15 protein-coding genes and 2 pseudogenes are annotated in these 13,104 nt (G+C 57.8%); 9 read left to right on the top strand and 8 right to left on the bottom strand.

Annotation, left to right across the window (positions count from 1 at the left end):
• The 8 genes from EVC45_RS41820 to nifB form a co-directional block, all read right to left on the bottom strand.
• Positions 1-530 (bottom strand): transposase (locus EVC45_RS41820; RefSeq protein ID WP_168991651.1); only part of this gene is annotated, 530 nt, incomplete at its 3' end.
• A 189-nt stretch (positions 531-719) separates the two neighbouring features.
• Positions 720-1,883, bottom strand: coding sequence for a DegT/DnrJ/EryC1/StrS aminotransferase family protein (locus tag EVC45_RS41815; protein ID WP_129963949.1), 1,164 nt, complete (start codon positions 1,881-1,883; stop codon positions 720-722).
• Entirely contained in the window at positions 1,873-2,151 is a 279-nt protein-coding gene (locus EVC45_RS41810) for a hypothetical protein (protein ID WP_129963948.1), read from the bottom strand. Before EVC45_RS41810 ends, EVC45_RS41815 begins: the two co-directional genes overlap by 11 nt.
• 1 nt (position 2,152) lies before the next feature.
• A complete protein-coding gene (nifT, locus tag EVC45_RS41805; RefSeq protein ID WP_129963947.1) occupies positions 2,153-2,371 on the bottom strand; it encodes a putative nitrogen fixation protein NifT in 219 nt (72 codons plus the stop codon).
• A 327-nt stretch (positions 2,372-2,698) separates the two neighbouring features.
• Positions 2,699-3,184: a nitrogen fixation protein NifZ gene (locus EVC45_RS41800; RefSeq protein ID WP_129963946.1), complete on the bottom strand. Its 486-nt coding sequence runs from the start codon at positions 3,182-3,184 to the stop codon at positions 2,699-2,701.
• Between the two features lie 31 nt (positions 3,185-3,215).
• Positions 3,216-3,605, bottom strand: coding sequence for an iron-sulfur cluster assembly accessory protein (locus EVC45_RS41795; RefSeq protein ID WP_129963951.1), 390 nt, complete (start codon positions 3,603-3,605; stop codon positions 3,216-3,218).
• A 64-nt stretch (positions 3,606-3,669) separates the two neighbouring features.
• The gene (locus EVC45_RS41790) at positions 3,670-3,864 is read right to left on the bottom strand and encodes a 4Fe-4S binding protein (protein ID WP_084598351.1); all 195 of its coding nucleotides are present in this window, start codon (positions 3,862-3,864) and stop codon (positions 3,670-3,672) included.
• A 64-nt stretch (positions 3,865-3,928) separates the two neighbouring features.
• Positions 3,929-5,527, bottom strand: coding sequence for a nitrogenase cofactor biosynthesis protein NifB (gene nifB, locus EVC45_RS41785; protein ID WP_129963945.1), 1,599 nt, complete (start codon positions 5,525-5,527; stop codon positions 3,929-3,931).
• A gap of 400 nt (positions 5,528-5,927) precedes the next feature.
• Here nifB and nifV point away from each other — a divergent pair.
• The 9 genes and pseudogenes from nifV to EVC45_RS41740 form a co-directional block, all read left to right on the top strand.
• Positions 5,928-7,063, top strand: a pseudogene (gene nifV, locus EVC45_RS41780) (homocitrate synthase).
• Between the two features lie 41 nt (positions 7,064-7,104).
• Entirely contained in the window at positions 7,105-7,443 is a 339-nt protein-coding gene (gene nifW, locus EVC45_RS41775; protein ID WP_129963944.1) for a nitrogenase stabilizing/protective protein NifW, read from the top strand.
• A gap of 13 nt (positions 7,444-7,456) precedes the next feature.
• A complete protein-coding gene (locus EVC45_RS41770) occupies positions 7,457-8,305 on the top strand; it encodes an electron transfer flavoprotein subunit beta/FixA family protein (RefSeq protein ID WP_129963943.1) in 849 nt (282 codons plus the stop codon).
• A complete protein-coding gene (locus tag EVC45_RS41765) occupies positions 8,302-9,420 on the top strand; it encodes an electron transfer flavoprotein subunit alpha/FixB family protein (protein WP_129963942.1) in 1,119 nt (372 codons plus the stop codon). Before EVC45_RS41770 ends, EVC45_RS41765 begins: the two co-directional genes overlap by 4 nt.
• Positions 9,417-10,730: an FAD-dependent monooxygenase gene (locus tag EVC45_RS41760; RefSeq protein ID WP_129963941.1), complete on the top strand. Its 1,314-nt coding sequence runs from the start codon at positions 9,417-9,419 to the stop codon at positions 10,728-10,730. Before EVC45_RS41765 ends, EVC45_RS41760 begins: the two co-directional genes overlap by 4 nt.
• Positions 10,727-11,026 carry a ferredoxin family protein gene (locus EVC45_RS41755; RefSeq protein WP_129963940.1) on the top strand — a complete coding sequence of 100 codons (300 nt, stop codon included), beginning with the start codon at positions 10,727-10,729 and terminating at the stop codon, positions 11,024-11,026. Before EVC45_RS41760 ends, EVC45_RS41755 begins: the two co-directional genes overlap by 4 nt.
• 59 nt (positions 11,027-11,085) lie before the next feature.
• A complete protein-coding gene (locus EVC45_RS41750) occupies positions 11,086-11,589 on the top strand; it encodes a hypothetical protein (RefSeq protein WP_129963939.1) in 504 nt (167 codons plus the stop codon).
• Between the two features lie 625 nt (positions 11,590-12,214).
• Complete coding sequence (locus tag EVC45_RS48090; protein ID WP_373683122.1) at positions 12,215-12,604, top strand: hypothetical protein; 390 nt, start codon at positions 12,215-12,217, stop codon at positions 12,602-12,604.
• A 244-nt stretch (positions 12,605-12,848) separates the two neighbouring features.
• Positions 12,849-13,104: pseudogene (locus EVC45_RS41740) on the top strand (transposase); the annotation flags it as partial.

Raw genomic sequence — 13,104 nt, 5'->3', positions numbered from 1 at the left:
GCGGTGAGTTTGGGCAGCGCGTCACGCAGCAGGGGTGATTCGTTGCGATTGCCCGGCGCCGTCACGAATGGCGCGATGATGTTGCAGTTGCGATCGCTGAAGGCCACCACCTTGTCGCCCTTCAGATGCTTGTGCCCGCTGTAGCCCAGGTTGTCGCCGCCTTTCTTTGCCGCTGTGGTCGTGCCGTCGCCATGGATGTTCGCGAGGTCGAGGAGCTGGTCCCGATGCAGTTGATCGACCGAGCCCGCGAAGACCCGGTCGATGCTGCCGTCAGCCTGCCAGCGTCGCATGATCCGGTAGATGCGGGTGTGGTGGATTTCAGGCAGCCCCTTTGCATCCGTTTCGATCGGCAGCATCTTCCATTGACACCCCATATAGAGCGCCTTCAGGACGTAGTTGAACATCCTCTGTAACGGCAACGTCGGCGGCGGGCCGCGCCGGCCCCGGCTCAGGTGCGGCAAGACAAATTGCCCGAACTGCGCTTCACTCAATTTCGTGGGAATCGCCTGCCGGCCATGGTTTGCAGCCATTTTCGCATCCGCAAAGCCCTCACTTTAACCGCTCCCCCTCGCCAGCTCCGAAAGCCATTCCCGGTGGGGCTCGCAGACAAATTCGGCCCCTTCGGAAAACCCGCAATCAGTTGCAAAGATCATGAACACGATATCCATAACGCCCGTCCCTCAAGCGCCGTTTACACGGGATCCAAATTCAACAGCCTGCTAGAGATAGATCGCGGCCCCCGCACCGACGTTGGTCGCCGTGTCCTTCAAAGTTTTGACGATGTACTTCACGTCCTGAACAGTAAGTTGTGTGTGCAGCGGCAACGCAAGTGCTCGATCGCCAATCCGCTCGGTATCGGGCAGGCAGCCCCGTCGACCTCCGATAGCATCGGCGGCCTTCATGTAATGGAACTGCTCATGCAACGGATGGCTGTATGCTGCCGTTTCTACCCCGCAAGCCAGCATATCGTCGATCATTTGAGCACGTGCGCTATGAGTAAACCTCTTGCCAAGATGCACGACGTAAAGCATCCAATTCACTTCGTCCACGTCCTCCGCCTGATACGGTGGTTTGATGCCTTCGAAGCTCTCCATCGCTTCATGATACCAGGCTTCGACCCGCTTCCGTTGCGCTAGCCGTTCCTCAAGCCCTGCCAGTTGTGCCAAGCCGAGCGCGGCGGTCATCTCGCTCATACCCGCCTGCAGCGGCACCCGCGCACCGAGTGAGACCGACTTGCGATCGGCGCTCAGACGTCGCCTTAGGTAACGCAGCTCGTGCGCCAAGCTTTCGTCGTCAGTGACGAGCATTCCGCCCTCGCCTGCACACAAGGCCGAGGGTGGCGAAAAGTCAAAAACCGTCACTTTGCCGAACGACCCCACGCAGCGCCCACGGTAGCGTGATCCGAGCGCCTCGGTGCTATCCTCAATCAGGCTGAGACCATTCACATCGGCAAGCTCGCGCAACGATTCCCATGCGGCAGGATGCCCGTTCGTATTCCCCGCAAGGATTGCACGCGTGCGATTTCCAATTTTCTGCTGTGCCTTGATCGCGTCGAGACAGCCGCTCCAGTAATCGATATCGGCAAACACCGGTGTCGCCCCAGCGAGGGTGATCGCATGCGCGATCTGATGCCATGAATGCGATGCACAGATGACTTCATGGCCTTGACCGATGCGGAGCGCACGCAGCGCAATCCAGGTGCCGAGCGTCCCGCTCGCCACTGCGACCGCATGCACACGGCCGCTCCAGCCTGCGAATGCACTCTCAAAAGAATCGAGCATCGGTCCGTCGCTCCAGCGCGACGATTGCAGGACCGCGTGAACCAGCTCAATCTCCCGCGGCCCGCACGCAGGTTCAGTAAGCGAAATTCCCTCAGTCTCCATCGTAGACTCCGTCTTCTGCAAGGATGAGCATATTGGCCTCACTTGCGTCTGTTGTCACTGAGACACAGACACCTGTCGACGTCGCGAGATAAACACGGCGGCCCCGAAACTGGATGAGGGGTTTTTCATTGACCAGCTCAACCGCGCTAATCCGAATGACCCGCACATCGGGATACGACTTCCGCCAGGTTGCCGCAGCCTCCGGCAGCGTCGGTTCGTTCAGAATCAACTCGACGATAGCGCTGATCTGATCTCCAGTGAGTGCCATGTCAGTCGCGCTCAACCGCGACGCGACGCGCCTCTACGGTGACAGGAAGCGTTGTATCGGCCGCCATCTCCGGCAGCTGGAATTGCCAGCCGTTCGCAAGCGTTATCACTCCGCCCCACATCTTCTTGCCATCGATGCAGACGATCTGCTCCTCGAGATCCTTCTTCGGCACGTAAGCGCTGAGTATGCCTTTCCTGTCTATGCGGATCATCAGTTTCACGTGACACCCCCAAGGTTGGTCAAAATATTCACACTGCAACAAGTACATCTAATCGAACTCACGATCGGGTCGAGAAGCACAGCGGTCGTCGTAGGTGACGCGTGTTCTGTCACGAGTACCTCTCCAGCTCTTATAGGCCGATCTCGTCGTTCCTCTCTCACGACGGTCCAGCGGGGCGCGAATTCACCCTCAGCGCAGCGGCCGCCTTCCCGTCAAAATAAACTGGGTGACGGCCTCGCTAGACTCGACGGCACCACATATCTGGCGATTTCGGCAAGCCTCCATGCCTTAACCAGAAAGCCACTTTCGCACCGGCCTGAATAGACATCACCGTTGCAAAGGTCCCGCAAGTCCGTGACGTGGATTGCCGACGACTAGACGGGCTCGATCGGCGTCGGAACCGTCCGGTGCGTCGTCACCATGCGCGTTACACGAACTGCAACCGACGGTTCCATCGCGGTCAGTTCCCTCTGGCTTACGAAGACCTATCCAACGGAGATCGGCGGCATGCTCGCCCAAACGAGCGAGCACGTCATCGGGAAGGTGGTCGAGCGTGCATAGTTCCTTGGCGCGCATGCCGACGTGATAGTCGCTTTCGACGAAACGAACTGCATAGATGTAGAACCGTTGCAGGAAGGTTTCGATTCCGGTAACGTACCCCACGTCGCCTCTGCTGACGAGCGATTCACCCATAGCCTTACCGGCGTAGGTGCCGTCGTTACGGATGGAGAAGCGTGAAACGACGCGCTCACCAATGCTGAAGCGAGGCGCAAATGTGACCTCTATGAGGTCATCGTTTTCAAATTCAGTCATGCTTTGCCTCTTGATATATCGAACTGCTAGTTCAAGACATCTTTGGTGGAGGAACGGGCCACCCCCGTCCGATCCCACTCACCTCAATCCGAGCGACATCGGCACTGACCGGGACGGCCGACCGTTGGTCCTCCTTGATGAATGCGAAACCTGACCGATCTGGCGTTTCGATAAAGTCGATCTTCAGGCCATCTAGCAAAGTGCGGCTTTCTGCCGGCAAGAAAAGCCGCAGTCCATGAACCTCGATGGTCTCGTCGCCCGTACGAGCCTCTACTTCCGCACTGAATTCGGCTTCATAACCCGAGCATCCGCCGGATTTGACGAGAAGACGAAAACCACCACTTGATGGTAAGCCAGAAAAACGCATAACACGGCGCATAAACTTTTCCGCGGCAGGGGTAACAGAAAAATTGGTCAACATGATGTCGGTCGGTGACAATTAGTATTCCTTATCTACTCTCGATGTGCTTCTTTTGGCGGCGATGCTAACTCACCACAATGCACCCGTCCACGGGGCAAACGGCCAAGCACTGCGGAGTATCAAACTGCCCTTCGCATACGGTACATTTCTTTGGATCAATTGCGAAGACGCCACCTTTCTCGCTTATGGCGACATTCGGGCACTGCGGCTCGCAGGCCGAGCAGCCGGTACAGGTCGAGGCAATGATCTTCAGGGGCATGATGGCACTCCTTAATGATGGATTGTATAGCTCGCGGCAGCAGATACATTTGTCCGTCTGCCGCTCAGTCAGGAGCAGTCATCGCAGTGATCGACCTCTTCTGCCGGATCCCGGGGGCGCCACGCTCCACATGCACGGTTACGCCTTTCGTGATGCGGCTGCAATATTCGATGAACCATACCAGCGCGGCTTTCTCGATATTTTCGTACGCGTACTGGTCCACCGGCTCAATGCCCGCCTGGGACAGTTCCTTGCGCGGACACAAACCGACCTTCGCGACCAGTACAGCGTGGCAATCGCTGATCGCGCGTATGAGCGGTGGCAGGCGATCTTCATCGTCATGGCCGCCCCGACAATAGGACTCCACGCGGCGGTGACCCACAAAGCTCGCTCCGCCAGCGCTGACCTCGAAAATCTGGAACTCGGAGACATGTCCGAAATGTGCGTTCACGCGGCCATCTCCCTTTGTCGCGACAGCGATCAGGACCTTCAGATCAGCCGACACTTCGCTCGCCTGCACCAAAGCGATTGCATTTTTTTTGGCATCGCGCTGCACATTGCGTTGCACTTCCACTTGGCGCTGATATTCCCGACGGTAAGCAGGGTCATATCCAGTTTCCATGTCATCGATCCCGTCGAGCTTGAACTCGTCGCGACGGTCCTCACCCAGAAGGCCTACTGCGTCCGCACGGCACTGACGACAATGGCGCATTAACGTGGCGCCTCCCTTGCAACGGTCCTGCACGGCCATTAGCTCGCTAGCAGTGGGGCCACGCTGTCCGTGCAGCCCGAAATAAGTGCCATGCTCAGCGTCCGAGATGAGCGGCATGATGTTGTGTAGGAAAGCGCCGCGCCTCTTTACTTCGCTGTTCACGTCGATCAGGTGTACGTCATTTATCCCTGGAATCAACACAGAGTTGATCTTCGTCAACACGCCGCGCGCCGTGAGCATTTCTAGCCCTTGCATTTGCCGCTCGTGAAGGATCTGCGAGGCCTCCTTGCCCCTAACGCGCCGGTGGTCCCAAAAGATCCACGGGTAGATCAATTCACCGACGTTGGGGTCGACCATATTGATGGTGATCGTCACGTGCTCGACAGCGCTGCTGCAAATCTCATCGACAAAGTCCGGCAACGCTAGTCCGTTCGTTGACAGACATAGTTTGATGTCCGGAGCGCGCTCGCGGAGCATACGGAAAGTGTCAAAAGTCCTCTTCGGGTTGGCGAGCGAGTCACCGGGACCCGCAACGCCCACCACCGTCAACTGCGGAATCTTGGCCGCGACAGCCATAACTTTTTTCACGGCCTGCTCCGGCGTCAGCTTCTCCGACACGACGCCGGGTCGCGACTCATTGGAGCAGTCATATTTGCGATTGCAGTAGTTGCATTGGATGTTGCAGGCGGGCGCCACCGCCACATGCATTCGCGCATAATGGCGATGGGCTTCTTCCGAAAAACAAGGGTGCTTGTTTATCCTTTCCCATACTTCTGCCAGCTCGCGCTCAGGCACGTTCGATGAACCGCAGCCGGGTTTTTCTGTGCGGCCGTGTGTATCGCAGGCGCCGATCTGAACAAGCGCATGTCCGCCCACCCTCAGGGTTGGTGTCTTTCGGACGCCGACATGCGCAGTCGAGGGCAGGGTGCTGGCATTCGCGCAATCTTGCATGGATGTTCTCTCCAAAGCCTCCAGTGGTTCGTCGGCATTTATTAGCGAGATCCATGCCACTCATTCCAACCCCATTGTTATGTGAGTTCGTCAACCCAACTCAATGTTCTTGTCACGCGTCTTGATCAAAACCCGACAACCATGCCGCATTCTGTCGCTGTCACGACAATAACAACGCACTCGTGGTGAGCACCAATTGCTTTTGGTCATCCACTATTCGCTCTCAAGCACCGGGCACTGCCGCATTGCGCGCGCGGGACGTCCGCTATGCTCCATGTCAAGGGCATGCTTCGACCGTTCGTGTCGCGCCTACAGGGTACCGCAAAGCGTTGTTCAGACCTGTAGAACATCGCCTGGCACAACGCTTGCTATCCATGGCAGACAACTGATGGGATCCGACATGCGCAACCCAATTATCAATGACACGACACTCCGCGACGGCGAGCAAACCGCTGGCGTCGCATTTCGCATGGAGGAAAAGTGCGCGATTGCCGCCGCACTGTCGCAGGCTGGCGTCGCCGAACTCGAAATCGGCATTCCAGCCATGGGCGAAGACGAAATGGCGTGCATTGATGCAATTGTGGACATGAACCTCAACGCCCGTCTGATGGTTTGGGGGCGCCTCACAGACGAGGACCTCAGCGCGGCATTAGCTGCGATGTCGACATGATTCATCTTTCGGTCCCGGTATCGGATATTCACTTGCAACACAAACTACGGCAGTCGCGTAGTTGGGTGTTGGCGCGGATCGCACGCGTCATTGGCAAGGCAGCGAAAAGCCACCCCAAGATCTCCCTTGGTATGGAAGACGCCTCGCGCGCGGCCCCCTCTTTGGTCTTGGAAGTTGCTCGATGCGCAGAGCAGCATGGGGCTCTGCGCGTACGATTTGCGGACACCGTGGGCATATTGGACCCGTTTAAGACATTCCACGCTATCGCAGCAATTCGCGTCGCCGTGGACTTGGAGATCGAAATCCATTCGCACGACGACCTCGGACTCGCCACCGCCAACACACTAGCGGCCCTCTCGGCAGGCGCGACCCACGCCAGCACTACCGTCAACGGCCTGGGTGAGCGGGCCGGTAATGCAGCGCTTGAGGAAGTCGTCATGGGCACGCGACATCTGCTCCGACGAGACACCGGCATTGACGCAACTGCGTTACGCGACATCTCATCGCTGGTCGAACGAGCGTCGGGCCGCGCTATTTCCTTCAACAAGAGCATTGTCGGAAGGGACGTCTTTACGCACGAGTCAGGCATTCATACCGACGGCCTTTCTAAGCACCCCACGACCTACGAGGGGTTCGATCCCGCAGAATTAGGGCGGCAACGGTCGTCGATACTCAGCAAACATTCCGGATCCCAAAGTGTGCGAGACGCATGCGACGCTCTTGGCGTCACAGTGTCCGAGCGGCTTGTGCCTCAGTTGCTTGCACGTATCCGGTCATTTGCCACGCAGTACAAACAGGCGCCGGGAACAACCGATCTGCATCGCTTCCTGACGCAAGCGCGTGGCATCCGAGTTAAGGTGTCGTGAGGCCGTCATCCGGTGCGAAATGGTCCAATAGGAGAAGCGACGTGCAAGAGGTTATCGAACAACTGCATCGCCTGTCGTCCGCAGAAGACTTCCTGCGATTCTTTGACATTTCATTCGACGAGAAAGTGGTGAACGTCAGCCGCCTGCACATTCTCAAGCGCTTTTTTCAGTACATCGAGCAACAGAAGGAGCTACCGCGTAACAACGCGACAGCTGTGTTCTCGATCTATCGATGTTTACTCAATAAGGCCTACAACGACTTCGTCCTTTCCACGCCCGCAGAGCAAAAGGTATTCAGAGTTTTTCAGGAAGCGGACGGACGGCGGGTGGTCTCAATTGACAAGCTTCGCGCGTCGCTGCCACCACGCGGCGACGCCTGACCAGGAGTACCCAATGCATATTGTCGTTTGCATCAAGCAGGTACCGGACTCGGCTCAGATCCGCGTTCACCCTGTCACCAACACCATCATGCGTCAAGGCGTCCCGGCCATCGTAAACCCGTACGATCTCTTCTCGCTGGAGGAAGCATTGAGGCTAAAAGACCGCTTCGGCGGTACTGTAACCGCACTCTGCATGGGGCCGCCGCAGGCTGAAGACGCGCTTCGCAAATGCGTCAGCTATGGGGCTGACGAAGCTGTACTCGTCACCGATCGCGCTTTCGCTGGCGCCGACACGCTGGCAACGTCATATGCGCTCGCTGCCGCGATCCGACAAATCGCCAAGGAACAGCCGGTCGACATGATCTTTACTGGCAAGCAGACAATCGACGGCGACACTGCCCAGGTCGGCCCCGGCATCGCTACACGCATGGGCTTCCAGTTGCTCACTTACGTGTCCAGGATCGTGGAAATCGACCTCGCCGCACGTTCGATCGTCGTCGAGCGTCGCGCGGAAGGCGGCGTACACGTGCTCAAAACTCGATTGCCATGCTTGGTGACGATGCTTGAGAACACCAACGAACTGCGCTTCGCGACGCTGCCCAGAATGATCCACGCGGCGGCTTTTCCGGTACGCAAATGGAATCGGGAGCAGGCGGGAATCGAGGACGTTAGCAAAATTGGGCTGAAAGGCTCACATACCGTGGTGAGCAAAGTGTTCGGCCCAGCACCGCGCGAGCAAAAAGCCGAGATGCTCACACTGGACATGGCGAGCCTGCGCGGCGTCTCGTTGGATCTGGTGCATAGGATGTTCGCTCGCCATCCGACATTGGAGGCAGACGTGCTAATGAAGAGGACCTTATGAACTCGACCGTTGCCGCGAAAACGCAGCCGGCCTTGAATGCCGGAGGCCGCAACCTGGAGCTACCCGAACATCTAAAAAACTATACCGGCGTCTGGGTCTTCCTTGAGCACGACCGCGGCCACGTGCATAACGTCTCGTGGGAGCTCCTCGGCGAGGCGCGCAAGCTCGCAGACAAACTCGGCAGCAACGTCTGCGTGGCGGTGCTCGGCGGTACGGATGAGCCCCTCGAACACTTTTCAACTGAGGCGTTCAGCCTTGGAGCAGACAAAGCCTATGTCATTCACGACCCAGCATTGCGTGGCTATCGTAATGAGCCATTCACGAAGGGGCTGACCGATCTGGTCAACAAGTACCGCCCTGAGATTCTACTGCTCGGCGCGACCTCGATGGGCCGGGATCTCGCCGGCTCCGTTGCGACAACCCTCTTAACCGGGCTCACCGCCGACTGCACCGAACTGAACATCGATCCGACCTCCCGCGCACTGGCGGCCACCCGACCGACGTTTGGCGGCTCGCTGCTCTGCACGATCATGACGCTTGCATATCGCCCGCAGATGGCGACGGTACGCCCACGGGTCATGGCGATGCCCTCGGCGCAAGACGGCCGCAGCGGCGAGATCGTGCAGGAAACACTGGGTCTGGTCGAAGCCGACATTGTCACCAAATTGCTCGACTTTGTCGCTGATGCGAAGAACTGTCAGATCAACCTACCGTATGCAGATGTGATCGTCAGCGGCGGCAAGGGACTCAAAACTCCGGAGAATTTTCAACTCGCGTTTGATCTGGCGCGCGTACTCGGTGGAGAAGTCGGCGCTACGCGTCCGTGCGTGCAGGCGGGTTGGGTCGAGGCGGATCGACAGGTCGGGCAAACTGGCAAAACCGTGCGGCCAAAGCTTTATATCGCAGCCGGCATCTCGGGGGCAATCCAGCATCGCGTCGGCATGGAAAGCTCAGACGTGATTGTCGCAATCAACACCGATCCGAACGCACCTATTTTCGATTACGCGCACTACGGCATTGTCGGGGATGCACTGCAGTTGCTGCCCGCGCTAACGCACGCCTGCAAGGAGCACTTAGCACTTCGGCAAATGCGAGATACAGGGAGAGTTAGATGAGGGAATCGTCGCAATTCGACGCGATCGTCGTGGGTGCCGGACCGTCGGGCAACGCTGCGGCCTATGTTATGGCCAAGGGTGGACTGAAAGTACTTCAAATTGAACGCGGCGAATATCCTGGGAGCAAGAACGTTCAAGGCGCGATCCTTTATGCCAATGCACTTCAAGAAATCATCCCAGACTTCCGTGACGACGCGCCACTTGAGCGCCACATTATTGAGCAGCGCATGTGGATGCTCGACGATACTTCGTTTGTAGGCACGCTCGCGCGTAGCGACGACTATAACAAGCCGCCGTATAACCGCTACACGATCATACGTGCGCAATTCGACAAGTGGTTTTCGTCGAAGGTCCGTGAGGCCGGTGCCTTAGTGATCTGCGAGACCACGGTAAATCACCTGATTTTGGACGGGGACCAAGTTGTCGGCGTCCAGTGCGACCGCGAACACGGCGAAGTTTATGCGGATGTCGTGATTCTCGCGGACGGCGTCAATTCAACTTTGGCCCGCAAAGCTGGCTTTCATGACGAGATCGAAGCGCGCAACGTCGCACTAGCCGTGAAAGAGATCCTCTTCATGCCCGAGGAGACAATTCGCCAGAGGTTTAATGTTGCCGATGAAGAAGGCGTTGTAATAGAAATGGTTGGACGAATCACAGATGGCATGGCCGGAACTGGGTTTCTTTACACGAACAAGGAGTCACTGACGATCGGCGTCGGCTGTATGCTGAGCGACTTCAAGAAGAACTCTAATCGCACAACTCCGTATCTGCTTCTCGAGAAAATGAAACGTCATCCGTCGATCGCTCCGCTTATCGTGGGTGGCGAAATGAAGGAATACTGCGCGCACCTGATTCCAGAAGGAGGGTTTAATGCGATCCCGCAAGTATACGGTAACGGCTGGATGATCGTCGGTGACTCAGGCGGCTTCGTCAACGCCGCGCACCGCGAAGGCTCGAATCTCGCAATGACGACGGGGCGCCTCGCCGCCGAGACAGCAATAGCCGCCAAAGCGGCCGGCCGCCACGGCTACCGCGCCAGCACGCTGTCAGCATATAAGGCCGCGCTCGACGAGAGTTTCGTGATGAAGGACTTGCACAAGTACCGCGATATGCCGAAGGTCTTGCATCACAATCCTCAGTTCTTTACCACATACCCCGATCTCGTCGCGAAAGCGGCCCGCACGATGATGACGGTCGATGGCATCGACAAGAAAACCAAGAAACGCGAGGTCATGACCAGCTTCCGTAAAAGTCGCTCGGTGACGGGGCTGATCGGCGACGCATACAAATTCTGGAGGGCATTCCGATGAATACGATCACTGTCAACATCGACGAAAAGCTGTTTCAAAATCGCTACCGAGTGGACGTCGGGCGGCCGCACGTCCGCATAAAAGACGTTGACATTTGCACCAACGATTGCACCGAAAGGAGTTGTACATTCGTGTGTCCCGCCTCCTGTTATCGGAACGAGAACGACGGCTCAGTCACGTTGATCACCGACGGCTGCCTCGAATGCGGTAGTTGCCGCATTTTGTGCACCGAACACCACAATCTTGAATGGACCTATCCGCGCGGGGGACATGGCATACAGTTCAAGTTCGGCTGATCGAACACGCTCAGTATCGCTCCGCGGCTGAGCGCCTTATCACATCCGGAGAAGCTTCGATGAATCTCATTACTGGTATCGAGTCGACGGATCTGTTCGGCGGTGAAGTCCCGGCCGGCGTACTACAGCTGATCGAGAGAACCCGCCGCGGCAGCGATGACGATGTGGCCGCCGTGTTGTGGACCGCCATCCTGTCCTATCCGCGGTGCCTGCCACCCTACTATCTGCTTTATAAGTTCCATGCAAACCGGGGAGAACTTGGCGAGGCGCAAAAAGTCGCAACGAGGGCTTTGGCGGTCGCCGCTTGGGGAGCGTCGATCAGCACTGATTGGTGCGCGGTGCAGCCGGGCGACGCGGACTTCTCCATTCCCGGGCCGCCGCGCTTCTGGCTCTTTACGCTGAAGGCGCTTGCGTTCATCAGCGTACGGCGTGGCGAACGCGCCCTTGCATTGAAGCTAATTGCCAAACTACGCTGGCTGGACCCGATTGATTGCATCGGTTTCGAAGTGGTCGAAGCCTTACTCGCGCAGTCAGAAAACGGCAATCGCAAACTGACGAATTGACAGTAAGCAATTCGTCGCTCGAAGGGGAATTCCCACGATTCATTGGACCTTTCCGCTGCCGAATCCAAATGCGCGGTCGTCTTTGTGATGCTCAATCTTTGTCTGGCTCGGTTCATAGCACCTCCTCAAAAACATGCAGATCATGGCTTCGTGCGTGTCCGGTGCGGAATGCAATCCCGGCATCGTCAATGTCGCGTCCACCTTCGTGCAACGGTGCGCGCATGCATCCGGCCGAAGCTTGCCGGCGAATTCCGATCAAAAGCAGGAGAACAACGGAGCGGCGGCGGAGTTGTACATATTTTTATGCGATTTGGGCGCTTATTCTTGTTTCGTATCAGTAGCAATCCAGTTGGCCGTATGCAATGGAGACGATGCTGCGCCGCCGCTTACAGAAAAGGAGGCGAGTCAACCAGACGCATCCGGCCAGTCGACACCGCCCGGTACCGTCACTCGATCGCCCACACCGTCGCCCCCGACGCCCGAGGCCGGCGTACAGTATGCGCGCTCGGGTGGCTAAGCGCGGATAGTGCAAAACGGTCGACCCGACAGCTACAGATCATGCCGTCGTCGACGCTCTGGCGGTCATGCCCCGGATGGTGCGATGCGGGCGCCGTTGGAGCAAAGCGTGCTAGCGCAGACCCGGTTGGACACAGATCAGGACGGCAAGCCCCGGCCGGACCGCCTGCGGGCCGCGCAACCTGCCGAAGTGGCGGAGGGACTGAAGACGCCGGCGATCGTGCAGCCGTCGGTTTATTACGCAAATCCGACCGTCCCGCCCCCAATCGTCAAGGCTCCGGTGCAAATAGGTAGCGTGGTCGAAATAATCTTTATAGATTTGGATACCTTATCGATTGAACAGGACGGCGTTCCAAACCGCGGGCGCGGTGGTATCGCTGAGCCTGAGCGCGCAGAGGTCGAACTGCGCCTTGCGAATGCGATGCATCAACTCGATGCCGGAAATCGTGATCGCGGCACTTCTGAACCGTTTGAATCCAAGCATCACGTTCGTTCTTGACTTGCAACTGATTGCGGGTTTTCCGAAGGGGCCGAATTTGTCTGCGAGCCCCACCGGGAATGGCTTTCGGAGCTGGCGAGGGGGGAGCGGTTAAAGTGAGGGCTTTGCGGATGCGAAAATGGCTGCGAACCATGGCCGGCCTGCGATTCCCACGAAATTGAGTGAAGCGCAGTTCGGGCAATTTGTCTTGCCGCACCTGAGCCGGGGCCGGCGCGGCCCGCCGCCGACGTTGCCGTTACAGAGGATGTTCAACTACGTCCTGAAGGCGCTCTATATGGGGTGTCAATGGAAGATGCTGCCGATCGAAACGGATGCAAAGGGGCTGCCTGAAATCCACCACACCCGCATCTACCGGATCATGCGACGCTGGCAGGCTGACGGCAGCATCGACCGGGTCTTCGCGGGCTCGGTCGATCAACTGCATCGGGACCAGCTCCTCGACCTCGCGAACATCCATGGCGACGGCACGACCACAGCGGCAAAGAAAGGCGGCGACAACC

Source organism: Paraburkholderia sp. UYCP14C (assembly GCF_004197395.1).
Classification (GTDB): domain Bacteria; phylum Pseudomonadota; class Gammaproteobacteria; order Burkholderiales; family Burkholderiaceae; genus Paraburkholderia.
This window is presented reverse-complemented; position numbering and strand designations above follow the sequence as displayed.